This window comes from Massilia sp. Mn16-1_5 (assembly GCF_004798585.1).
Lineage (GTDB): Bacteria > Pseudomonadota > Gammaproteobacteria > Burkholderiales > Burkholderiaceae_D > Telluria.
The window spans coordinates 119,485-143,523 of the sequence record NZ_PPXQ01000003.1 but is presented as its reverse complement, the minus strand read 5'-3'; the positions used below and the strand labels follow the sequence as shown (position 1 = coordinate 143,523).

Annotated in this window: 14 protein-coding genes; 6 read left to right on the top strand and 8 right to left on the bottom strand. The window is 65.7% G+C overall.

Going from position 1 to position 24,039, the window contains the following annotated elements; all coding sequences use genetic code 11:
- Nucleotides 1-9: 9 nt before the first annotated feature.
- Nucleotides 10-1,833, bottom strand: coding sequence for a DEAD/DEAH box helicase (locus tag C2862_RS04440; protein WP_136218903.1), 1,824 nt, complete (start codon nt 1,831-1,833; stop codon nt 10-12).
- 165 nt (nt 1,834-1,998) lie between these two features.
- Entirely contained in the window at nt 1,999-4,734 is a 2,736-nt protein-coding gene (locus C2862_RS04435) for a TonB-dependent receptor (RefSeq protein ID WP_136218902.1), read from the bottom strand.
- Between the two features lie 570 nt (nt 4,735-5,304).
- Between C2862_RS04435 and C2862_RS04430 the strand changes: the two genes are divergently transcribed.
- From C2862_RS04430 to C2862_RS04420, 3 genes are read left to right on the top strand one after another with little or no spacing between them, the layout of a single operon-like run.
- Nucleotides 5,305-7,146 carry a glycoside hydrolase family 13 protein gene (locus tag C2862_RS04430; RefSeq protein ID WP_136218901.1) on the top strand — a complete coding sequence of 614 codons (1,842 nt, stop codon included), beginning with the start codon at nt 5,305-5,307 and terminating at the stop codon, nt 7,144-7,146.
- Entirely contained in the window at nt 7,143-9,464 is a 2,322-nt protein-coding gene (locus C2862_RS04425) for an amylo-alpha-1,6-glucosidase (protein WP_136218900.1), read from the top strand. The genes C2862_RS04430 and C2862_RS04425 overlap by 4 nt, the downstream gene beginning before the upstream one ends.
- Nucleotides 9,465-9,477: 13 nt before the next feature.
- Nucleotides 9,478-12,360, top strand: coding sequence for an esterase (locus tag C2862_RS04420; protein WP_136218899.1), 2,883 nt, complete (start codon nt 9,478-9,480; stop codon nt 12,358-12,360).
- 6 nt (nt 12,361-12,366) lie between these two features.
- Here C2862_RS04420 and C2862_RS04415 read toward each other — a convergent pair whose 3' ends face one another.
- From C2862_RS04415 to C2862_RS04400, 4 genes are all read right to left on the bottom strand, one after another.
- Nucleotides 12,367-13,515 carry a glycerate kinase gene (locus C2862_RS04415; protein ID WP_136218898.1) on the bottom strand — a complete coding sequence of 383 codons (1,149 nt, stop codon included), beginning with the start codon at nt 13,513-13,515 and terminating at the stop codon, nt 12,367-12,369.
- Between the two features lie 62 nt (nt 13,516-13,577).
- Nucleotides 13,578-14,534: a diacylglycerol kinase family protein gene (locus C2862_RS04410; protein ID WP_136218897.1), complete on the bottom strand. Its 957-nt coding sequence runs from the start codon at nt 14,532-14,534 to the stop codon at nt 13,578-13,580.
- Nucleotides 14,535-14,632: 98 nt separating this feature from the next.
- The gene (locus C2862_RS04405) at nt 14,633-15,157 is read right to left on the bottom strand and encodes a GNAT family N-acetyltransferase (RefSeq protein WP_136218896.1); all 525 of its coding nucleotides are present in this window, start codon (nt 15,155-15,157) and stop codon (nt 14,633-14,635) included.
- Between the two features lie 63 nt (nt 15,158-15,220).
- Nucleotides 15,221-16,495 (bottom strand): amidohydrolase family protein, encoded by a 1,275-nt coding sequence (locus C2862_RS04400; RefSeq protein ID WP_136218895.1) that lies wholly within the window; start codon nt 16,493-16,495, stop codon nt 15,221-15,223.
- A 217-nt stretch (nt 16,496-16,712) separates the two neighbouring features.
- On the opposite strand from C2862_RS04400, the gene C2862_RS04395 reads away from it, so the two are divergent.
- From C2862_RS04395 to C2862_RS04385, 3 genes are all read left to right on the top strand, one after another.
- Nucleotides 16,713-17,393, top strand: coding sequence for a phasin family protein (locus C2862_RS04395; RefSeq protein WP_168710003.1), 681 nt, complete (start codon nt 16,713-16,715; stop codon nt 17,391-17,393).
- A 106-nt stretch (nt 17,394-17,499) separates the two neighbouring features.
- Nucleotides 17,500-19,251, top strand: coding sequence for an ABC transporter ATP-binding protein (locus C2862_RS04390; RefSeq protein ID WP_136218893.1), 1,752 nt, complete (start codon nt 17,500-17,502; stop codon nt 19,249-19,251).
- Entirely contained in the window at nt 19,238-21,028 is a 1,791-nt protein-coding gene (locus C2862_RS04385) for an ABC transporter ATP-binding protein (protein WP_267873517.1), read from the top strand. The genes C2862_RS04390 and C2862_RS04385 overlap by 14 nt, the downstream gene beginning before the upstream one ends.
- An 18-nt stretch (nt 21,029-21,046) precedes the next feature.
- On the opposite strand, the gene C2862_RS04380 is transcribed toward C2862_RS04385, so the two are convergent.
- Together C2862_RS04380 and C2862_RS04375 are read right to left on the bottom strand one after the other, a co-directional pair.
- Nucleotides 21,047-22,276, bottom strand: a complete 1,230-nt coding sequence (locus C2862_RS04380; RefSeq protein ID WP_136218891.1) for a sensor histidine kinase KdpD — start codon at nt 22,274-22,276, stop codon at nt 21,047-21,049.
- Nucleotides 22,273-23,829: an ATPase domain-containing protein gene (locus C2862_RS04375; protein ID WP_168710002.1), complete on the bottom strand. Its 1,557-nt coding sequence runs from the start codon at nt 23,827-23,829 to the stop codon at nt 22,273-22,275. The genes C2862_RS04380 and C2862_RS04375 overlap by 4 nt, the downstream gene beginning before the upstream one ends.
- Nucleotides 23,830-24,039 lie beyond the last annotated feature (210 nt).

Sequence of the window (24,039 nt, the reverse complement as noted above, 5' to 3'; positions counted from 1 at the left end):
CGCGAAAGATCAGCCCTTACGCGGCGCCTTTTTAAACCCCGGCTTCTCGTTGAAGCGGCGCTCCGCACCGAACGACTTCTTCGGCCCCGTCTTCTTCGGCGGCGGCGTCTCGCCATCGCGCGTGATCTGCAGCTGCTGGCCCGCCACCCACACCGTTTTCAGGTGGTCGATCAGGTCCGGCGGCAGGTCGGCCGGTAAATCCAGCGTACTGAAGTCGTCGTAGATCTCGATGCGGCCGATCAGCTTCGAATCGATGTTCGCTTCGTTGGCGATCGCGCCGACGATGTTGCCCGGCTTGACGCCGTTGATGTGGCCGACTTCGATGCGGAAGGTGGCCATGCCCTCTTCCGGCGCGCGCATCACGCGCTCCTTCTTGAAGCCCGGCTCGCGGGCCGGGCGCGGCGGACGGTCGTCCCAGCCGCCGTCGTCGCGCGGGGAGCGCGGCGGACGCTCGACGAAGTCGGCGCGCGCCGGACGCTCGTCCCAGGTCGACGCCTTTGGTTCGCGGTCCGGCTTTTCCAGCAGCAGCGGCACGTCGCCGCGGCTCAGTTTTGCCAGCGCGGCGGCGATGTCGACCGCCGGCACATTGGCTTCACGCTCGAATTCCTCGATCAGGTTGCGGAACTGCTCGAGGCCGCCGCCGGCCAGGGTCTGCGCGATCTGTTCCTTGAACCGGGCGATGCGCACGTCGTTCACGGCCTTCACGGTCGGCAGCGTCAGCGGCGCGACCGGTTGACGGGTAGCGCGCTCGATCGCCTTCAGCAGACCGCGTTCGCGCGGGGTGATGAAGAGGATGGCGTCGCCGCTGCGGCCCGCGCGGCCGGTGCGGCCGATGCGGTGGGTGTAGCTTTCCGGGTCGGACGGCACGTCGTAGTTGATCACGTGGCTGATGCGCTCGACGTCCAGGCCGCGCGCGGCGACGTCGGTGGCGACCAGGATGTCGATCTTGCCGTTCTTGAGCTGCTCGATGGTGCGCTCGCGCTGCTGCTGCGCCATGTCGCCGTTGATGGCGGTCGCCGCGAAGCCGCGCGCCTGCAGCTTGGTCGCCAGTTCTTCGGTACCGAGCTTGGTACGCGCGAAGATGATCATGCCGTCGAAAGGCTCGGCTTCCAGGATACGCGTCAGCGCGTCCAGCTTCTGCATGCCGGCCACCAGCCAGTAGCGCTGGGTGATGTTGTCGGCGGTGCCGGTTTTCGCCGCGACCGTGACTTCGCTCGGGTCGCGCAGATAGGTCTTGGCGATGCGTTTAATGGCCGGCGGCATGGTGGCCGAGAACAGCGCAATTTGGCGCTCTTCAGGGATCTGCTGCAGGATCTGCTCGACGTCGTCGATGAAGCCCATGCGCAGCATCTCGTCGGCTTCGTCCAGCACCAGCGTCTTCAGCTGCGACAGGTCGAGCGAGCCCTTTTCGATATGGTCGATCACGCGGCCCGGGGTGCCGACGATGATCTGCACGCCGCGGCGCAGTGCCGACAGCTGCGGGCCGTAGGCCTGGCCGCCGTAGATCGGCAGCACGTGGAAATTCTTCATGTGCGCGGCATAGCTCTGGAAGGCTTCCGCCACCTGGATCGCCAGTTCGCGCGTCGGCGCCAGCACCAGGGCTTGCGGCGCGACCTGCTTGGTGTCAATGCGCGACAGGACCGGCAGCGCGAAGGCGGCGGTCTTGCCGGTGCCCGTCTGCGCCTGTCCCAGCACGTCGCGGCCTTCCATCAACAGGGGAATGGTGGCGGCCTGGATCGGCGACGGCGTTTCGTAACCGACGTCCTTCAGCGCCCTGAGGATGGGCGCAGGGATATTCAGGTCGGCAAACGATGGGATGGGGGTGTCGGACATGGATGACTTTCGAAAGACAAAACTAAAGCGCTAGTTTACTCGCTTGGGGCGGGCTACGTGCGCAATCCCCGGCAAACGGGACAGGCGGCCCTGAATGGATGAGCCAGAAAGAAAAAACCCCGCCGCTGGTGCGACGGGGTTTCCAGGGTAAAAACGCGGTGTGGCTTAGAACTTGTAATTCGCGCCCAGCAGGACGGTGCGGCCGTACTTCTGGTACTCGAGCGGCTGGTCGCGGCGGGCCGCATAGGTCTCGTATGCCGCGTTGGTGATGTTGTTCACCTGCAGCAACAGACCCAGGCCCTTCAGGCTGCCGGTCTCGAAGTTGTAGCCGATCTGGAAGTCGACCACGTTTTCGCCGACCACGTAGCGCAGGCTGCGGTTGCCGTTGAAGTTGCCGATCTCGCCGACGAAGTCGGAGCGGCGGCGCTGGCTGACGCGAGTCTCAAAGCCATTCTTCTCGTAGTACACGGTCAGGTTGGTCACGCGCTTGGACAGACCTGGCAGCGGGATATCTTCGCCGATGCTGCCACCCGGATCCTTGATCGAGATGGTGCTGTCGCTGAAGGTCGCGCTGGCGCTGACGCCGAAGCCGTCGAACATCGGGCTTGCCAGGTTCAGCGGCATCGAACCCGACAGCTCCAGGCCCTTCAGCGTACCACCCTGGCCGTTGTAGGGCGCAGTGTAGTTACCGATCGGGGTCGTGGCGATCGTACCCGGCACGAACTTCGCGAAGTCGTACGAGTCGTTGGTCTGGGTGTAAATGTAGCTCGTCAGCTTCTTGTGGAATGCCGCAGCGGCCAGGTAAGCCTTCTTGCCGAAGTACTTCTCGTAAGAGATGTCGAAGGCATTCGCGCGCCACGGATCGAGCTGCGCATTGCCGCCGCTACCGCCCGGCTTGAAGTTGGTCTTGTCGACGCCGAAGTCCAGTGCCGAACGCAGCTGGTCGACGCGCGGACGCGCTACCTGCTTGGCTGCGGCGAAGCGCAAGGTCTGATCGCCAGGGAACAGCAGCGCCAGGTTCAAGCTCGGGAGCACGTCGGTATAGGTCTTACCGTCGTCGACTGGCTTCACCTGGCTGCCGACTGGTGCGGTGCCGTCCCAGTAGTTCGCTTGCGACGACTGGTCGGTGCGCTGGACTTGCACACCGATGTTACCGCGCAGGCTCACCGAGCCGACTTCATGCTCGATGTTGGCCTTGACGAAGGAGGTCGTGATCTTCTCGTTCACATCCCATGCTTTGGCGATGAGGTAATCTTTCGTGTCGCTCGGCTGGAACACCATGCCGTAGGCGACAACGCCCGGCACGTTCCATGACGGGATGAGGCCGGCGCCGGCGAAGCCCAGGTCGACCGGTGCGTACTGCAGGTCAGCCGGCACCGTGAAGGCAGCACCCTTCAGGGTGATGTCGCCTTCCGGCTGGCGCTTCTTCTTGCTGCGGTCGGAGTAATTGATACCGACGTCCACGCTCGAGAAGAAGGTGGCCATCGAATCCGGCAGCGGGATGTTGGCGGCCAGCTTGGCCGACTTCAGTTCGTCTTCGACGCTCGGAACCTTGCCGTAGCCGGAACCGTAGATCGTGCCGCGCACATACAGGTTGGCCGGATTGCTGTAGTCACGGTTGGCGCGAATGGTCGGGAAGGCGCCACCGGCGAAGGACAGTGCGACACTGTCCAGGAACGGATCGCCAGCGGCATTGGTGAACTGGGTGTTGTTTTCCAGGTTCAGCTCTTTACGCTCGGCCTTCGAGATGCTCAGGTCGGCGTTCAGGGTGACGGTACCGAGCTTGACCAGGTTGTTCCAGCCGGCCGCGCGGATCTTGTCTTCGCGGTCGTTGTACATGCCGCGCACCAGCGGGTACACGTTGTTGATGGTGCCGCCGGTCAGGACGCCGTTGGCGGTGGTGACCGGGTTGAACTGCACGGTAGGCGTATAGTTGCCGTTGTAGCCGCCGAGATTGATTTCGATCTGGTTCGCGGTTTCTTCACGCTGGAACTTCGAGGCGTAGACATCCAGGGTGCTGGTCCACTCTTTCGATGGACGGTATTGCAGCACACCCATGATACCGTCGCGCTTGTTGTCGCCGCTACGGCCGACTGCCTTGATGCCCTCGGTGATGTAGGTGTTCGCAGGCACGCCTGGAATGCCTTGGATTTTCCATGGTTCGTACAGGCCGGTCTCATTGGACAGTACCGGCGAGTCGAGGTGGGCGAAGCCGATCGCCACACCCAGGGTGCGGTTCAGGAACTGGTCGATGTAGCTGATGCTGAAGCGGTTGCCGGTCGATTTCGCGTTCGAGATCGAACCCAGCGAGTTCTTTTCGGCGCGCGCGTTCATGGCCACGGTACGGCCGGCAAAGGACAGCGGACGCACGGTCTGCATGTCGACCGTGCCCGACAGGCCCTGGCCGATCAGTGCCGCGTCAGGGGTTTTGTAAATGGTGACGCCGCTCAGCAGCTCGGATGGATACTGGTCGAATTCGACGCTGCGGTTGTCGCCGGTACTGACCTGCTCGCGGCCGTTGAGCAGCGTGGTCGAGAAGTCGGGGGACAGGCCGCGCACGCTGATGACCTGGGCACGGCCGCCGACGCGCTGGGCCGCCAGGCCTGGTAGGCGCGCGATCGATTCGGCGATGCTGACGTCAGGCAGTTTGCCGATGTCTTCTGCGGAAATGGCTTCGACAATCGAGGTCGAATCCTTCTTGACCGAGATCGCGTCTTCGATACCACGGCGGATACCGGTGACCTTGACGGTCGCGACGCCCGGTTCGGCTTGCTCGGTAGTGGTCTGTGCGGCGGCGTTGCCGGCGATTGCCGACACGAAGATGGCGCAGCCGACAGCGACCGGGCTCAGGTTAAAGACAAGGCCCGTACCAGCGGCGCGCTTGTTTGCGGAGTTATTCATGTGTCCCCTCAGATCGAACATTTAATTTCCCGAAAGACAGACTGCTACGGCACGGGATCCAGAATCAACGTCTTTTTAGACGTTCTGGCAAGAATTCTGTACTAAAACTAGATGCACTGTCAACGGGAGTTCATTTGCACTACGTTCTGCCGGCAATTCCTGCGCTCTTATATAGAATGACACGCCCTTGCGTTGTATTGGAGCTACAAGGGCCATCGTATGGACGTGTAGTCGTACTACATCTTGCTTGCTTTTCACCAATTGGGTGCGGAAATGCACCTTTTTGGTGCAAATTTCCGAATGGTATCGATGTCATTTATTTCGGCGGTAAGTGCACCGCGATTCGGCCAGCAGCGCGCCCTTTGCCGACCAGTCCTGACCGGTGCCATTCCTCTGTTTGTGTATGTACCTAAACTAGAAAAATTAATGAATCCTTATTGCTGAAGATGTCACAGCTTCCTTGCGCGTGATAGAGTGACAAGCTGTGTATTAGCCTGTTTAGCGTGTAGGCAAACTACTAGTTTTTAGTCCGCAGCCCTGCGCCCCATCCTTTTTTAGCCGAGTCCCGCCATGCGACGCTCTTTTGCAACACTTTTCCTTGCTGCCGCCCTGCTCGACCCAGCCATGGCCGCGCCCGCCATCGAGCACCTGGATCCGCCCTTCTGGTGGACCGGCATGCAGCACAGCGGTGTGCAGCTGATGGTGCACGGCGCCGGCATCGGCAAGCTGGCGCCGGCGATCGACTATCCCGGCGTACGCATCGCCTCCAGCACGCGTGTCGCCAACCCCAATTACCTGTTCGTCGACCTCGAGATCGCGCCCAACGCGCAGCCCGGCCGTTTCGACATCGTGTTCGGGGGTGAGGGCACCGGCGTGCGCTATCCATATGAGCTGCGTGCCCGTGCGCCCGGCTCGCGCCTGCGCCAGGGCTTCGGCAATGCCGATGCCATCTACCAGCTCATGCCGGACCGCTTCGCCAACGGCGACCCAAGCAACGACAGCGTGCCCGGCATGCTGGAAAAGGCCGACCGCAGCCACCCGGGCGGACGCCACGGCGGCGACATCGCGGGCATCGTCAAGCACCTCGACTACATCGCGCAGCTCGGTTTCACCCAATTGTGGCCCACGCCGCTGGTCGAGAACGACATGCCGGGCTATTCCTATCACGGCTACGCGGCCACCGATCACTACCGGATCGATCCGCGCTACGGCAGCAACGAGGATTTCGTGCGCTTGTCGAACGAAGCGAAGCGGCGCGGCATCGGCCTGATCCAGGACGTGGTGCTGTCGCACATCGGGAAGAATCATTGGTGGATGAAGGACCTGCCGACGCCGGACTGGGTCAACTTCGGCCGCTACGTGCCGACCGCGCACCACCGCGTCGCCGTGCAGGGCAAGTATGCTTCCCGGGCCGACAGTATCAACTTCACGGCCGGCTGGTTCGGCCCTTCGATGCCCGACCTGAACCAGACCAATCCGCTGGTGGCGAATTACCTCATCCAGAACAACATCTGGTGGATCGAGTACGCCGGCCTGTCGGGACTGCGCATCGATACCTACGGCTATTCCGACGGCGCCTTCCTGACGCGCTACACGCGCCACATCATGGACGAGTACCCGAACCTGAACATGGTCGGCGAGGAGTGGAGCACGCAGGTGCCGACCGTGGCGCGCTGGCAGCGCGGCAAGGTCAACTTCGACGGCTACACCTCCTCGCTCCCGAGCCTGATGGACTTCCCGCTGGTGGACAGCATGCGCAGCGCCCTTTCCGACCCCGACAAGGGTTTCAACGAGGTCTACCAGACGCTCGCGCTCGACTACCTGTACCCGGAACCGGAAAAACTCGTCCTCTTCGGCAGCAACCACGACATGGCGCGCATGTACAGCGCCGTGGGCGAAGACTTCGACCGCTATCGCATGAACCTCGTGTTCCTGATGACGATGCCGCGCATCCCCCAGTTCTACACGGGCGACGAGATCCTCATGACCAGCACCGTCAAGGGCCGCGACGACGCCAGCTACCGGCGCGACTTCCCGGGCGGCTGGGCCGGCGACAAGGTCGACGCCTTCCAGGGCAAGGGCCTCGCTGCCCGCCAGCGCGCGGCCCAGGAACTGGTGCGCAAGCTCGCCACCTGGCGCAAGGGCGAACCCGCCATCCACAGCGGCAAACTCATGCACTTCGGCCCCGAAAACAATACCTGGGTCTACTTCCGCTATAACGAAAACAAACGCATCATGATCGCCATGAACGACAACGCCAAAGAGATGGTCCTGCCCACCGCCCGCTTCCAGGAGATCCTGAAAGGGACAACTGCCGGCACCGACATCCTGAGCGGCCGCGCCATCGACCTGACCCGCGAACTGCGCCTTTCTCCGAAGGCGACGCTGGTGATCGAACTGCCGGGGGCATGATGCGCCGCTGCCTGCTTGCACTCTCCCTCTCCTTGGCCCTGGCATCGGCGGCGGCCGTCGAGAAGCCGGGCGTCGACGCCTTTTTCGACGCGATGGCGATCGAGGCCGCGCCCGGCCAGCAGGCCCGCTTCGTGGCCGGCGACAACCTGGCCGGCTACTTCGAAGGGTTTACGCACGACTATGAGCGCGGGGCCGGCTACGTGTTCAAGAGCGGGACGGTCTTCCGCAACTATATGAGCTACGTCGGCGGCGTGCGCAACGAACGCGACCTGGGGCGCGAACAGGTGCTGCCCTTCGGGCACCGCGTCGCTTATGCCAACGGCAGCGTCGAGGAACTGGTACTGCTCTCGAAAAAGCATGCGCTCGCGCTGCGCGTGACGCACCCGCAGCCGGCGCTGCTGGCCATCCAGCCGCTGCTGAAGACGGCCGGCGTGATCAGTCAGGACCGGGACGTGCTGCTGGTCGCCCCAGGCAAGGGCGCTACCCAGTTCATGGCCCTGGCCGCCGACCGCCCCTTCACGGTGGAGGACGGCATGCTGCGTGCGGACACTCCCACCAAGACCCTGACCGTGGTCGCGGCCTTCGGCACGACGGCTGGCGAGGCGACGCAGCGCGCACGCACCCTGGTGGCGGGCGATCCGATTGGCGATGAGCGCCGCGCCACCTACACAGCGCTGACAACGAGCTACCTCGCCACCAGCGACCTAGAATACAACAAGGCGCTGAACTGGGCCAAGGCGGCATCGAAGCTGTTCGTGGTCGAGGAATACGGCGCCGGCATCTGGGCCGGCCTGCCCTGGTTCCGCGAGAACTGGGGCCGCGACACCTTCATCGCCCTGCCCGGCACCCTGCTGGTCTCGGGCCAGTTCGCCGATGCGCGCGCCGTGCTGGCCAACTTCGCGCGCTTCCAGAACCTCAAGACACCCCGCGACAAGGATTACGGCCGCATCCCGAACCGGGTCTCGCCCGACGAGATCATCTACAACACGGTCGACGGCACGCCCTGGATGCTGCGCGAAGCCTATGAATACATCCGCTACACGGGCGACCGGGCTTTTGCACGCGAGATGTACAAGCTCGCTGTGCCCTACTTCGAGGGCGCGATCGCGAATTACGCCGATGCCGACGGCCTGCTGGAGCATGCGGCATCCGACACCTGGATGGACGCGCGCGTCGAGAATCCGACCCACCAGCCCTGGTCCGACCGCGGTCCGCGCGCCAACGACATCCAGGCGCTCTGGTACACGGCCCTGGACACCGGCGCCTGGCTGGCCGAACAGGCCGGCGACATGCAGCGCGCCGCCGAGTGGCGCGCCCTGGCCGGCAAGGCGCGCGCCAGCTTCCTGCGCCTGTTCTGGGACGGCAGCATCATGGCCGACCGCCTGCGCGCGGACGGCAGCCGCGATATCAAGGTCCGGCCGAACCAGCTGATGCTGGCGACCATTCCCTTCGACGATTTCCTCCCCGGCGCGGTGCAGGCACGCGTCACGAAGAATGCCGTATCGACGCTGCTCTACCCCTACGGCATCGCTTCGCTCAGCCAGGACGATCCTACCTTCCACCCGCGCCACGAGAACCCGGCCTTTCACCACAAGGACGCCGCCTACCACAACGGCACCATCTGGGGCTGGAACGCCGGCTTCACGGTGACGGCCCTGAACCGCTTCGGCTACCAGGATCTGAGCTGGCAGCTGACGCAAAACCTCGGCAAGCAAATCCTTGGCCTGGGCATCGACGGAACACTCGGCAGCATGAGCGAGAACCTCGACGCCCTGCCCCACGAAGATGGACGCCTGAAACCGAGCGGCACCTTCGCCCAGTCCTGGAGCGTGGCCGAGTATGCGCGCAACGGATACCAGGATTACGTCGGCTTCCGGCCCGACCTGCCGCAGGACACGCTCGCCTTCGAGCCGGCCATTCCCGCCGGGTGGTCGCGCTTCGGCGCCCTGCTGCCCTTCGGCGCGGGCGAACAGCTCGCCGTCGATTTCAAACGTGCGAAAGGTGAAGAGCGCTGGACCTTCACCCTGCGCGGCACGCAACCGCGCACGCTGCGCATGGCTTGGCTGAACAAGGATAAAAGCCGCTCGCAGACGGTGTTCACGCTGGCGCCCGGCAAGGCGGTGACGCTGGCGCTCAGCACGCGCCGCGCTACGCTGGACGGCCGCAAGCTGGCGGTGCGGGAGGCGCGTCCTTCCTACGCCGGCATCATCGGCACGCTGCGCTTCGTCCGGCCGCGCGTGTATCGTCCCGAGGACTTCCCGATGCTGCGCGGGCAGGACACGCTGCGCGGCATCATCGAACGACACGAATACCGTTAAATTAAGGCTTCCCATGCATCCGTCCCGCTGGCTGCTGCCCGCCCTCCTCGCCGCCAGCAGCGCGGTCGCCGCCGATCCCGGCCCGCTGCGCGAATCCTTTTATATCCGCGGCGGCTTCAACGCCTGGGGCACGGAGAACGCCCTCCAGTACCAGGGACAGGGCGTCTACCAGGCCGACATCCTGGTCCCGCCGGGGAACCACGGCTTCAAGATCGGCACGCGCGACTGGAGCCGCGAGTGGGTACCAAGCCTGAGCGCCAGCGTCGCCGTCAAACCAGGGCAGCCGCAGCGCCTGGCGACCAGTGCCGGACCGGAAGCGACCCTCTTCGTGCGCAGCACCGCCACCTACCGCTTCACGCTGGACGTGAAGCAGCCCGGCGCGCCGGTCCTGCGCGTCACGCGCCTGGCGGCACGCAAGAGCGGCCCAGCGGTGGATCCGCATGCCGGCCGCGCGCGCGTCGCCACGCTGGCCTTCGCCACCTGGGACGGCAAGCAGGAAACCGCACGCTTCTCGATCGTCGATCCGGAAGCCCAGCTGCGCAGCTATACCCACTCGACGACAATGCCCCTGCGCGACCCGGTGCCGCAGCACGCGACCTATCCCGAGAGCGCGGCCCTGCCTTACCTGCGCAGCGGGAACCTGGCCTTCGACGCCCTGTTCGCGCTGGCCACCAGCGAGATGCGCCAGGATGCGGTGAGCGAGATCCGCGACGGCAATTACAACGCGGGCGCGGCGATCCCCTGCGACTGCTTCGAGACCGGCGAAAAATGGCATTACGTGTGGACGCGCGACCTGTCCTACGCGGCCGACCTCGGCCTGGCCCTGCTCGATCCGCAGCGGGTGCGCAACTCGCTCGACTTCAAGCTGGCCGGATTCCGTACGGGCTTGCCGAAGGCGCCGCAGGTGGCCGGCACGCCGGACGGCCTGCAGATCGTGCAGGACACGGGCAGCGGCGGCAGCTGGCCGGTCAGCACCGACCGCGTCAGCTGGGCCTTCGCGGCCGAGGAAACCCTGCGCATGCTGGCGCCAACCGAGCGCGCCGCCTTTGCCGCACGCGCCCTGGTGGCCCTGACGAACACGATCGAGAACGACCGCATCGCCGCCTTCGACCCACGCGATGGCCTGTACACGGGCGAACAATCCTTCCTCGACTGGCGCGACCAGAGCTACGCCGGCTGGATCGTGGACGACCTGGCCTCGATGGCCGGCAGCAAATCGGTCTCGACCAACGCCGCGCACTACCAGGCCTTAAAACTGACGGCGCGCCTGGCCCGGGAGGCCGGAGACAATGCGCGCGCCACCCGTTACGACGCCTGGGCCGCGCAGCTGAAAGCGGCAATCAACGCCCGCCTCTGGCTGCCCGATGCCGGCATGTACAGCAGCCTCACCGCCGCCCACTTCGACGACGCGCCGCTGCACAAGTTCGACTGGCTGGGACAGTCGCTCGCCATCCTGACCGGCATCGCCGACGGAAGCCAAGCCCGCAGCATCCTGGCGCGCTATCCGCACGGCCCGATGGGCCCGCCCGTGATCTGGCCGCAGCAGCCGGGCGTCCCCGTGTACCACAACCGCGCGATCTGGCCTTTCGTGACCGGCTATGGCCTGAAGGCCGCCGCGATGAGCGGCAACGCGGCCGTCGCCGACGCCGCCTACGATTCGCTGGTGCGCGGCGCCGCGCTGAACGTGTCGAACATGGAAAACCTCGAGTGGCTGAGCGGCCAGCCGCTGCTGCTCGACGAGAAGCATCCGCATTTGATCGGCCCCGTCATCAATTCGCGGCGCCAGTTGTGGTCGGTCGGCGCCTATCTCGGCATGGTGACCGAGAACGTGTTCGGCGTGACGGCGACGGACGAGGGCATCCGCCTGCAGCCCTTCGTAACCACGAAGCTGCGCCGCGACACCTTTGCCGGCACCAGCCAGGCCACACTGCATCACCTGCGCCTGCGCGGTGCGCGTGTCAGCGTGCGCCTGCTGCTGCCGGCCGCCAGCCAGGAACAGGGCTATCACAAGATCGACAAGGTGCTGCTCAACGGCGCCCCGAGCGGCGCCGTCATCCCGTGGACGACTTTGCGCGACGGCGACGTGATCGAGATCGCGCTTGGCGCCGCGGTCAAGGGCGACAACGGGATCCGCCGCGTGAGCGCCGATCCCTACGTCGAAGCACCAAGCGTCTTCGGACCGCGCGAGCCGGTCATCGCGTCCCTCGAACGCGATGCAGGGGGCCATGCACGCCTGCGCTTCGCCGGCAAGGACGAAGGCGCCGTGTACCACATCTACCGCGACGGCAAGCAGGTAGCCACCAACATCAAGGCCGGCGAATGGCGCGACCGCGAAGCGCATCCCTACGCCTGCTATGCCATCGAAGCGCAGTTCAGCGCCAGCGGCAACCGCAGCCACCACAGCGTGCCGCGTTGCCTCGATCCGGCAACGGAGATCGGCGTGCTTGATGCGCGCGTTTCCTCGAACCTCAAGCCAAGCGGCACCGGCACGCCACGCTTGATCGGCTGGGGCGCGCCGCAAGACCGGCTGGAAGTGCGCGAGCTGCGCATCGGGCAGGCGGGCAGGTATGCGTTCCAGCTGCGCTACCGGAACGAGGCGAACCAGATCAACCTCGGCATCAGCGGCGGCGTGAAGTGGATGACACTGGAAGACGCAGCAGGACGCGCGGTGGCGCAAGGCGTGGTCCAGCTGCCGCACACGAAGCCGGGCGGCACGGCGCCCCTGTCGACGCCGCTCACCGCCTCCCTGCAGCCAGGCGCCTACCGCCTGCGCCTGAGCGATTTTTATAACATGAGCTACCTGGAGAGCAATGCCAGCTTCACCGGCACGGGCGGCACGACAGGTCCGTCGAATCGCTTCGACCTCTACGGCGTGCGTGTTCAGCGAACGGAGTAAACCCGCTCAGCCGCGGGCCTTCATGAAGAGCGCGGCGACCTGCCTGGCCGTCTGCTGCAGCAAGGTCCCGGCATTCTGCATCGCATACTCCAGGCTCACCGGCCCGGGCTGGATCGACAGGCAGCCATCGAAGGCCGCTTCCAGTGCCGGATCGAATTCGACCGCGCCCGAGAGCAGCGTCACCGGGATGCCGCTGTCGCGCGCCAGGCGCGCCACCATGGCCGGGCCTTTGCCGAGCAGGGTCTGCGCGTCCGAGCGCCCTTCGCCCGTGATGACCCAGTCGTAGTCGATTGCGCCCGGCACCAGGCGGTGCGCCTCGAGCACGAATTGCGCGCCGGGCCGCAGGCTGCCGCCGAGTACCGTCACGGCGAAGCCCAGTCCGCCGGCGGCGCCGGCACCTGCAGCGCGGCTACGATCCTCGCCCAGCAGCCGCGTGCAGCAGGCGGCGAAGTGCGCCAGCACGCCATCGGCCTGGGCGAGATCCCCGAAACCTTTCTGGCGGCCGAAGATCATGCTCCCGCCTTCAGGGCCGTTCAAGGGACTGGTCACGTCGGTCAGGCCGATCAGCGCGAGTTCAGCCAGCCATTCGCTGCCCGGCCTTCTTTCCACCGAATCCACCTGCATCAGATTGTCGAAGACCGGATCGAGCTCGCGGCCGGCCGCATCGCGGCAAATAAAAGCCAGTTCGGCCAGCAGGCCGGCCCCGGCATCGTTGGTGGACGAGCCGCCCAGGCCGAGCGCGATGGTGCGAAAGCCCCGTTCGTGGATCGCGCGGATCGCCTGCCCCACGCCGCGCGTGCTGCGCGCACCTGGCGGCGCGACGGCGGCCGGCAGGCCGACGATCTCGGCGACGTCGAGGACGGCGAAGCTGCCGAGCGCGGGGCTGGTGCAGGCGGCGAAGGGCATCTCGATCCTGCGGCCGTTGGCGTCCTGCACGGCGACCTGCTGCCAGCTCCCGCCCAGACCCTGTGCGATGGCGCTGGCGGAACCCTCGCCGCCATCGGCCATCGGCGCTTCGGTCACCAGCGCGTCCGGGATGGCGCCGCGCACGCCGGCGGCGATACTGGCGGCCACGCTGCTCGCCGGCAGGCTGCCCTTGAAGGAATCGGGGGCGACCAGCACCCGCAATGGTTTGCGTTCACGCGACGACGTCATGGTGTTCTCCTGGATGGACGCTCGATCATAGCGCACCCGGCGGGAGAAAGAACTCAGCTGCGCTACTCCGCGGCCGGCGACGCGGAGGGCTTCAACAGTTTCAGCCGGCCCTCGACCACCCGGAACTCGAGCGGCATGTCCATGTGCGTGACTTCGCCGTCGGTGGCGACCTTGATGCGTTTGCGCGGCGACAGGCGCGCATGCTTCACCGTCAGGCGCTTGAAAGAAAAGGCGATCACGTTCTCGGCCTCGCCCAGGCGGCCCAGTGCGCCGCGCAGCATCAGGCCGAGCATGGCGAGCTTGCCGACCGAGCGCGGGGCGATGGCCGCCAGTTCGCCGTCCTCGACGGCGTCGGTGAGCGGTTCCATGCCCACCTGCTCCATCTGCAGCCGATTGTTGCCGACGAATAGCGTCGGCGTGCGCAGCTTGCGCGTGATGCCCTCGGTGTCGAGCGTAATGCGCAAGGGGCGGTAGCGTCCCAGCGCCGTTTTCAGGGCCGAGAAAATCGCGACGAAGCGGCTGCGCCCGTACTGGCGCTTGTCCTGCTCGCGCGCTTCCAGCAGCTGCGGGTACAGGCCGACGCTGGCGTTGACGAGGAAGATGCGGTCGTTGACCATCCCGATCTGGACCGGCGTGACGCGCGCGTCGAGCAGCGCGCGCACGGCGTCGGCCAGGTCTTCGGGAATGCCATGGGTGCGGCCGAAATAATTGAAGGTCCCCTGCGGCAGCACGCCGAACAGGCAGCCCTGCCGCACCGCCTCGTGCGCCACGGTGTTGATGGTGCCGTCGCCGCCGGCTGCGACCACGACGCCTTCGTTTTCCTTCGCCTGCCTTGCCATGTGGCGTGCGATCTCGCCCAATTTGGAAGGATCGTCGACGACTTCGAGATGGCAGGTGCGGCCGGCTTCCTGCAGCACGTCACGGATGGTCGACTTGCGCAGTTCGGTTTCGGAATGGCCGGAGCCGGCGTTCATGACGACGTAGAAGGCTGCGTTCGGACCGGGTTCGGCGGAGTACATGGACGTAAGGCTGCTCTCAAGGATGATCGAATTGACAATCTCATCCTACCATTGCACAGAACGCCACGCTGCACCGCAGCCTGACGGAAATACCGGTCTTACTCGTCAGTGGTCGGCCAGTGGTCGGGATCCTGCAAGAGTTGATACATGACATAGGCATCGACGAAGCCCAGGCGCCTGTGGCGGAACGCCTTCGGCAGCGTGCCGACGATGGAAAAGCCGAGCTTCTTCCACAGCATGACGGCCGCCGTATTCGTGCTGACCACGTAGTTGAACTGCATCGCCAGGTATCCCTGGCTGCGCGCTTCCTCGAGGCTGTGCTCCCCGAGCAGGCGGCCCACGCCGACACCCTGCGCCGCCGGGCTGACCATGTAGGAGGCGTTGGCGACGTGGCCTCCACGTCCAAGCTGGTTCGGCACCACGCGGTACATGCCCAGCACGCGGTCGCCGAGCGTGGCGACGCGGCTGGTTACGCCGTTCCCGAACCAGTACATCTGCGCGTTTTCGCGCGTGACGTCGGGACCGAAGGGATAGGTCTCGCCGGCGCTGACGTGGGCGCTGAAGATATGCCACATGGCGTCGAAATCGGCGCTGGTGGCGGGACGGATCTGGATGTCTTTCACGGCTGCTCAATACTTGATGAATCGATAAACAAGCTGGCGATTCTAGCACTCGGCTCGGCGCGTTCAGCGTTCGATACGGAAATCGACCGCGCCGGGCCGTCCGGGCAGATTCAGGCGCGCGGCCGCACGGGGCGCTTCGGCCACCACCGCCCCGCGCCGCACCACGGCACGCCGCGCCGCACGCAGGCGGATCGCCTCCACGGGGTCACGCGCATCGAGCAGCACGAAGTCGGCGTTGCAGCCGGGCGCGATGCCGTAGTCTTCCAGCCCGAGGATGCGCGCCGGCGTCTCGGTGACGGCCAGGAAGCACTGGCGCATGGCCTCCTGCCCCGTCATCTGCGCCACGTGCAGGCCCATATGCGCCACTTCCAGCATGTCGCCGGAACCGAGGCCGTACCACGGGTCCATCACGCAGTCGTGGCCGAAGGCGACGTCGATGCCGGCCGCAAGCAGTTCCGGCACACGCGTCATGCCGCGCCGCTTCGGATACGTGTCGTGGCGGCCCTGCAGGGTGATGTTAATTAATGGATTTGCGATCGCCGCCACGCCCGACTCCTTCATCAGGGGCAGCAGCTTGCTCACATAGTAGTTGTCCATCGAATGCATCGAGGTCAAGTGCGAGCCGGCGACGCGTCCTTGCAGGCCGAGGCGCCAGGTTTCATAAGCGAGGGTCTCGATGTGGCGCGAGAGCGGATCGTCGGTCTCGTCGCAATGCATGTCCACGCGCAGGCCCTTATCCGCCGCGAACTCGCACAGCAGGCGCACCGACTCCGCTCCCTGCGCCATGGTGCGTTCGAAATGGGGGATGCCGCCGACCACGTCCACGCCCATGGCGATCGCCCGCTTCAGCTTATCGAAGGCACCCGGGCTGCGCAGCAGGCCATCCTGGGGAAAGGCCACCAGCTGCAGGTCGAGGTAGGGCGCAACCGTGCGCTTCACCTCGAGCAAGGCTTCCACCGCCAGCAGGCGGTCGTCGCAGATGTCGACGTGGGTGCGGATCGCCAGCAGGCCGCGCGCGACGGCCCAGTCGCAATAATGCAACGCTCGTTCGAGCAAGGCTTCCTGCTCCAGCTGCGGTTTGAGTTCGCCCCACAGCGCAATGCCTTCGAGCAAGGTTCCGGATTCGTTAACGCGCGGCAAACCGTAGCTGAGCGTGGAATCCATGTGGAAGTGGGCGTCCACAAAAGGCGGCGTGACCAGGTCGCCCCCGGCATCGATTTCGCGTATGCCCTGTGCGGACAGGGCAGGCTCGACGGCGGCGATGCGCCCATCCAACACCCCGATGTCGATCCCGCGACGGCCGTCGGGCAAGCTGGCATTGCGAATGACAAGATCCATGGACGCTCCTGTTCAGAACGACCAATTGTAGCGATTTCGCTTCGTTTGGGATGTTGTTTAGCGTGTCAATTTGTAACGGTGCTGCAACGCAATATTACCCTGATGACATAACGGCAAATTTCGCTTTGCAGCGCTCCGGAACGGCACTACACTAGTTATGTTGCAGTGCGCCATAAACGACAAGCCGAACGATAAGCCGAACGATAAGGAAATACCGATGACCTCACTTCCAGAACAGTTCTCCGCAGCCCGCCTTGCCCAGCTCGACAATGGATTCAAGCTGATGAGCAGTTTCAGCGACCAGGCCTTTGACCGCACCAGCCGCGTCCTCGCGCTCCAGTTCGAGGCGTCGCGCACCGCCATCGAACAATCTTCGAAGGCCCTGCGCCAGCTGCTTGAGGTGCGCGACCCGCGCGACCTGCTCGCCCTGGGCGCGCAATCCCAGCACAACCTGCGCACCTTCTTCGACTACGGCCGCGAACTGTTCAGCGTCGCCGCCGGCGCCGGCTCCGCGCCACTGCGCAGCTACAGCGTCGACGCCTTGAACGCCATCACCACGGCAAATGCCGCTGCGGCGCAGCAAACCGTCGACGCGGCGGTGGCCAGCATCACGCCGGCCGCACCGGCGCCGGAAGCCGTAGCCGAGAGCATCCCGGTCGTCACCTCCGACGTCGAGCCGGAAGCAGAGCCGACCGCCATCGCCAAGGCCGCCAGCGAAGTGCTGGACGTGCCGGTCGCGCCGCCGCACCCGGTGGCTGCCAGCGTTCCGGTCGAAGTCTCGGTCGAGATCGAACTGCCGAAGGTCGAGCCGGTCGATGCGACGCCGCCGGTCGTGATCCCGGCCACCACCAAGGTCACGGAAATCCGCGGCACCAAGGGGCGCCGCAAGCAGCCCTGAGCGGTAAGCTGAGGCGCGCTGCGCCTCGCTCCTAAAGACAGTAAACTGGCGGGCTTCGGCCCGCCTTCTTTTTTTGTGCTGCGCGGGCGCTAACGCAAGGAATCATATGAGTTTAGCGAGCCTGGTCGGCGGCTTCGTGCTGCGCCACTGGAAAGCCTATGCGTCGTCGGGGGTGATGCTGATCGGCGTCGCCATCTGCACCGTCTGGATACCGCGCAAGGTCGGCGCCATGATCGACGGCCTGGCCGCGCACAGTCTCTCCAGCCGGGATCTCACCGTCGGCATCCTCCAGCTGCTGGCCCTCGGCGTGGCGATCTACGTGCTGCGCGTGAGCTGGCGCATCCGCCTGTATTCGGCCGCCTACCGCCTCGGCGTCGAGCTGCGCACGCGCCTGTATGCGCGCCTGTCGAACCAGGGCCCTGCCTTCTACCAGAAGCAGCGCACCGGCGACCTGATGGCGCTGGCCACCAACGACATCGACGCCATCGAGATGGCCGCCGGCGAAGCGATGCTGGCCGGCTTCGACGGTACGCTCACCCTGGTGATGGTACTGGGCGTGATGCTGCTCGGCGTCGACTACCGCCTGGCCCTGATCGCGCTGCTGCCCTTTCCGCTCATGGGCCTGGCCTTCTGGTACATCTCGCGCCACATCCACACGGCGGAAACGGATTCGCTAAAACGTTTCTCGGCGCTGAACGACCACGTGCAGGAGTCGCTGTCCGGCGTGCGCACGGTGCGTGCGCTGGGCCTGGAAGCGCGCAGCAGCCAGCAGTTCTCGGAACTGGCCGGCAAGGCGGCCGACGCCAGCCTGAGTGCGCAGAAATGGGAAGCGGCCTATGAACCGGCCGTCGGCCTGACCCTCACCGCGGCGAGCACCTTGACCCTTGGATTGGGCGGCTATCTGGTCTGGCACAACCAGCTCACCATCGGCGCGCTCACCAGTTTCACGATGTACCTCGGCCAGCTGATCTGGCCGATGTTCGCGGCCGGCTGGGTGCTGTCCCTGATCGAACGCGGCCGCGCGGGTCTCGCGCGCCTGCAGCCGATGCTCGATGCGCCACTCACCGTGGAAGACGAAGGCAGCTTGACCCACATCGAGGACGGGCCGCTGGTGCTGCGCGACGTGCGCTTCAGTTACGGCGGCGCCGAGCGCCCGGCGCTCGACGGCGTCTCGGTGGCGCTGCGTCCCGGCATGACGCTGGGCCTGGTCGGTCCGACCGGCGCCGGCAAGTCGACCCTGCTGCGCGTGCTGCTGCGCCAGGCCACGCCGCAACAGGGTTCGGTAAGCTGGGGCGGCCACCCTTTGGAGAACTATAAGCTCGATGCGCTGCGCGCGGCCACCAGCTGGGTGCCGCAGGAATCCTTCCTGTTCTCGGCCAGCATCGCCGAGAACATCGCCCTCGCCCGCCCCGGCGCCAGCCGCAAGGAAGTCGAGCAGGCGGCCGACATGGCGGCCATCCACGACGACATCCTGCGCTTCCCGCACGGTTACGACACGCCGGTCGGCGAAAAGGGCATCACGCTTTCCGGCGGCCAGCGCCAGCGCGTGGCGATCGCCCGCTCGCTGCTGGCCGAAAGTTCGCTGCTGCTGCTGGACGACGCCCTGTCGGCAGTCGACACCGGCACCGAGACGCGTATCCTCGAGCACCTGGCCGAGCTGCGCGCCGCGCGCCCCGAACTGACGGCCATCATCGCCAGCCACCGCCTGTCGGCGGTCGTCAACGCCGATCTGATCGTCGTGCTGAAGGATGGCCGCATCGTCGAATCGGGCGACCACGACGCCCTCATCGCATTGGATGGCTGGTATGCCAGCCAGTGGCGCTACCAACAACTGGAGGCCAGCCTTGACGCAGCCTGACACCATCGAAAAAGCCGGCCGCGCCCAGGTCACGCAAGCCGCTTCGCTGCTACGCCGCGCTGCCTGGCCCGACCGGCGCCAGCTGATGCTGGCCACGCTGTGGCTGATGCTCTCGGCCTTCCTAGAAGTGATCGGCCCGATCCTGGGTAAAGCCCTGATCGACGAGCACCTGGTCCCGCGCCACGCCGACTGGCCGCGCATGGCGCTGCTGCTGGCGGGCGTGCTGGTGACCGGCTGCGCGGCGAGCTGGCTGCGCTACCTGCAGCTGATCCGCCTGTCCGGCATGGCGATGCGCTCGGTGCGCCGCCTGAGGGAGTGGGTGTATGGCCACGTGATGCGCCTGCCGATGGCCTTTTTTGATCGCGCCATCACGGGTCAACTGGTCAGCCGCGTGACCAACGACACCGAAGCGGTGAAGACCCTGTACATCCAGGTGCTGTTCGTGCTGCTCGATTCGACCATCGTCCTGGTCGGCACCATGATCGCCATGGCCTGGCTCGACTGGCGCCTGATGCTGATCGTGCTGGCCCTGCTGCCGGCAGTCCTGATCATCGTCTGGCTCTACCAGCGCCTCTCCGCCCCGGCGGTGACGCGCGCGCGCGCCCTGCGCAGCGACATCAACGGCCAGATGGCCGAATCGATCGGCGGCATGACCGTGCTCCAGGCCAGCAACGCCGCCGGCCGCTTCGGCGAACGCTTCGCGTCCACCAACGACAAGCACTATTACGCGCGCCTGTCCGAGCTAAAGGCGAATGCCTTCCTGCTGCGTCCCGCCCTCGATTTGCTGAACGTGATCCTGCTGGCGGTCGTCATCTTCAGCTTCGGCCAGCGCAACATCGGCGCCGTCGAAGTCGGCATCCTGTATGCCTTCATCAGCTACATCGCGCGCGTGGTCGAGCCGCTCATCCAGATCACGATGCAGTTCAGCGGCCTGCAGCAGGCGGTGGTGGCGACCGCGCGCGTGGCCAGCCTGCTCGACGAAGCCGGCGCCGCCGAACACGCCCACGATCGCGCAGCCGGCTCGCGCCTGGAAGCGCGTCCCGACGCACCGGCCGTGCGCGTACGCGACCTGAGTTTTGCTTACGTGCCGGGTCAGAACGTCCTGCACGACATCAACCTCGACATCCCGCAAGGCGCCTTCTTCGGCATCGTCGGCCACACCGGCAGCGGCAAGTCGACCCTGCTCTCCCTGCTGCTGCGCTACTACCCGGCCGAGAACGGCCGCATCGAGATCTGCGGCGAACCGATCGCCGGCATCGACAACGAGCGCTTCCGAAACGAAGTCGGCCTGGTGCCGCAGGATCCGTTCATCCTGGCCGCATCGGCGCGCGAGAACATCGACATGGGGCGCGGGCTGCCGCTCGACCGCATCGAGGCCGCCGCCCGTGCAGCCCATGCGCACGACTTCATCGCGGCGCTGGAACAGGGTTACGAGACCTCGCTCGGCGAAGGCGGCTCGCGCCTGTCCTCGGGCCAGAAGCAGCTGATCGCGATCGCCCGCGCGCTGGCCGGCGAGCCGCGGATCCTGTTATTGGACGAAGCGACCTCGCGCATCGACAGCGCGACCGAGCAGATCGTGCAGGAAGCGCTGGACGAATTGCGCGGCCATGTGACGATCATCGCGATTGCGCACCGGCTCTCGACGATTCGGGATGCGGATCGGATCGTGGTGCTGAACCATGGGCGGATTACGGAATCCGGGGCGCATGAGGAGCTGATGCGGATCGAGGGGGGCTTGTATCAGAGGTTGTATCTGTTGCAGCAACTGGCGGTGTGAAGCGGCGGCTGCGGGCCCTTATTCGCCCGCAACCGGCAGCCGGATCGCAAACGTCGCTCCCTGCCCGCGCCCCGCGCTGCTGACGCTGAGCGTTCCCGTGTGCAGCTCGACGATCCGGCGCGCGATGTAGAGCCCGAGTCCGAGCCCCGTGGCGTTGCCGTGTTCCTGCAGCGTGAAGGCGCCGAACACGTGTGGCAGGTCCTCGGGCTCGATACCCTGCCCGGAGTCGGCGATGTCGATCGCGACCATGCCGTCGAGGCGCTCGATCATGATGCGGATGACGCCGCCCTCCGGGGTGAACTTGACGGCATTGAACAGCAGGTTCCAGATCACCTGCTGTAGGCGGCGGCCGTCCGCTTCGAGACGGATATGCTCGCCGCAGTCGCTCGGCGTGACAAGCAGGCGGATGTTCTTCGCGTGCGCGGCCGTTTCCACGGTCGAGATGGCGTCGCGCACGACCTGTCCCAGCATGATCGGCGAGCGGGCGATCGACATCTGCCCGGTCAGGGTGCGCGCGGCATCGATCAGGTCTTCGACCATGCCCGCTTCCTGGCGCACGTGCACGCGCATCGCTTCCAGGCCGCTGGCGACCTTCGGCGGCAGGTCGGGCACCGTGCGCAGCAGCAGTTCGATACGCATCGACAGCGCCGACAGCGGGGTGCGCATCTCGTGCGACACGGTGGCCAGGAACAGTTCGCGCGTGCGGTTCACGCGTGTCAGGTCGTCGATGGTTTCGCGCTGGCGGTCGAGCGTGCGCGACAGCGTGCCGAGCAAGGCCGAATAGGTTTCCATGCGCTTTTCGGACACCGGGGCGTCCAGGCGCACCTCGTTCCACAACAGGTGGCCCGGTACGCCGATCTCCCTGGCGATGCGTTCGCACTCGAGCGGCGAACTGAAATCGGCGAAGCGCCAGCCGAACACCAGCACGCCATACACCTCGCCGCGCAGCAGCAGCGGCAGCGCACACACACGCAAGCCGCCAAACTGGTCCGAGGCGGCCTTGCCGTCGGCGCACACCGCCCGCACCAGGGCGCGTTCGAGCGCCGTGCCGGGACCGTCTTCGGCCCACAGCCGCGAACCTGCCAGCAGGCCTCCCAGGCGCGACGCCGTCCGCGGACCGATGCGGCGCATGCCGTCCGTGTCGAAAGCGGAAGTCACCAGGCCTGTCGCTTCCGTGAACTGCTTCAGCGGCGTCTCCCAGTCCTCCCAGTCGACCGGCGCATTGGCCGGCAGCTTGACTGTTATCACCGCGGCTTTTCGGCAGGCAGATCCGCTGACGCAGGCAAAGGAGCGCCGGTGACGACGGCTTCCTCGATCAGCGGACTTTGACGCGACGGGGAGCGCGACAGCAGGCCGTAGTACGAGGAGAACGGCAGCTGCGGTACGGCGCCCGACGCGTCGCTGCCGTCCTCTTCGACCAGCAGCAGGCCGCCGACGCCGATGGTGTACTCGCGCGTGACCTGCGTGTTGCGGCTGCCGCGCACCTTGGGTACGGCGATCGCGCGGCGCAGGACGGTGGACACTTCAACGTAATTGAGCAGGATGATGTTGTCGACCAGGTGCGAGCCCTTGAGTTCTTCGCTGATCTGGGATACGCCCAGCAGCTCCGGGCTCTCGTAGTTGAACAGCGTGGTCGCCAGCCGGTTCTTGAAGAAGGTCGCCAGCGCGTACAGGTAGTCGGCCACTTCGTTGCGGCTGGTCATCTCGTAGACGGCGATCGAATCGAACACCACGCAGTCGATGTCCTGCTCCTCGACCAGCTTGACGATGCGGTCGAAGTGGACATCGAGTTCCAGTTCCAGCGGCGACTCGTAGTGGATGAACAGCTGGCCCGCCTCGACCATGCCTTGCAGGTCGAAGCCGAGCGACTTGGCGTTGCGCATCAACTGCGCCGGGTGTTCGTCCAGGCTCACCAGCAGGGCCTTGTGGCCCTCCCGGATCGCATTCGTCAGGAACTGCACGCTCAGCACCGTCTTGCCGGTGCCGGAGATGCCGCTCACCAGGGTCACCGATCCCTTGTAGACGCCGCCGTCCATCATGGCGTCGATCGATGCGGAACCGGTCGACAGGCGCTCTTCCGAGGTCGGCTGGACCAGCGAACCGAGGGGGCGCGACTGGGCGCGGCGGTAGACATGCACGCCCTTACCCGGCTCGATGCGCATGGTATGGCTGCCTTCAATGAAATCCTGGCCGCGCGACTTCATCACCGTCAGGCGGCGATGCGCACGGCGGCGGTTCTCTTCGCGAGTGAGCGAAATGATGGTGTCGAAGACGAAGCGTTCGTGCGCCAGCACGCCGGTCAAGGACTCGTCCTTCTCGGCCGTGACCATTGTCGTCACACCCAGGCGGGTCAGGCCTTCGATCAGCAGATGCACGTCTTCGCGGAAGGGCTTGTCGTTCACTTCCGCATACAGGCGCAGCGGCGTGAGGCCGTCGATCAGCAGGCGCTTGGCACCCATCGCCACCAGCGAGGCGGCGAAGGCGCCGTCGTCGCTGCGAAATTCGCTCAGCAGCACTGCGGGACTGGTCTGGATGATCTTGATCTTGCCCACGTCGATCAGGCCTTGCAGGTTCCAGTCGAAGCCCGCCGCGTCGCGCAGCAGCTTGGCGGGATCGAGTTCGAAGGAGACGATGGCACCCGGCTCGTCGCAGTCGAGCGCGCCATGGTAGATGAAGCCCAGGCCAAGCGTGGTCTTGCCCGAGCCAGGCGGCCCTTCCACGATCAGGTTGTTGTTGCGAGGAATGCCGCCGTGCAGTATTTCGTCGAGGCCGAGAATCCCCGTCTTCACCAGTTCGTTCATTGCGCATTTCCTTTGTGAATAGCGGGTCAGCTTAACACGCGCGCCGGAATGAGATGGGGCGACAGCTCTTCCATATCGAATCGGGTAACTGGGTAATTGTCGGAGGGAAAATATGGAAGAAGAATCAAACGAACTCATCGTTTTTTTCCGGGACCGATCCTGGCATGACCTATTGCCAACATTGCCCTTTCGGCGTCGCATTTTTGCGAT

Excerpts from the sequence above, each read along its gene's own strand:
- C2862_RS04440 (WP_136218903.1), bottom strand. The coding sequence starts at position 1,833 with ATGTCCGACACCCCCATCCCATCGTTTGCCGACCTGAATATCCCTGCG.
- C2862_RS04435 (WP_136218902.1), bottom strand. The coding sequence starts at position 4,734 with ATGAATAACTCCGCAAACAAGCGCGCCGCTGGTACGGGCCTTGTCTTT.
- C2862_RS04430 (WP_136218901.1), top strand. The coding sequence starts at position 5,305 with ATGCGACGCTCTTTTGCAACACTTTTCCTTGCTGCCGCCCTGCTCGAC.
- C2862_RS04425 (WP_136218900.1), top strand. The coding sequence starts at position 7,143 with ATGATGCGCCGCTGCCTGCTTGCACTCTCCCTCTCCTTGGCCCTGGCA.
- C2862_RS04420 (WP_136218899.1), top strand. The coding sequence starts at position 9,478 with ATGCATCCGTCCCGCTGGCTGCTGCCCGCCCTCCTCGCCGCCAGCAGC.
- C2862_RS04415 (WP_136218898.1), bottom strand. The coding sequence starts at position 13,515 with ATGACGTCGTCGCGTGAACGCAAACCATTGCGGGTGCTGGTCGCCCCC.
- C2862_RS04410 (WP_136218897.1), bottom strand. The coding sequence starts at position 14,534 with ATGTACTCCGCCGAACCCGGTCCGAACGCAGCCTTCTACGTCGTCATG.
- C2862_RS04400 (WP_136218895.1), bottom strand. The coding sequence starts at position 16,495 with ATGGATCTTGTCATTCGCAATGCCAGCTTGCCCGACGGCCGTCGCGGG.
- C2862_RS04395 (WP_168710003.1), top strand. The coding sequence starts at position 16,713 with ATGACCTCACTTCCAGAACAGTTCTCCGCAGCCCGCCTTGCCCAGCTC.
- C2862_RS04390 (WP_136218893.1), top strand. The coding sequence starts at position 17,500 with ATGAGTTTAGCGAGCCTGGTCGGCGGCTTCGTGCTGCGCCACTGGAAA.
- C2862_RS04375 (WP_168710002.1), bottom strand. The coding sequence starts at position 23,829 with ATGAACGAACTGGTGAAGACGGGGATTCTCGGCCTCGACGAAATACTG.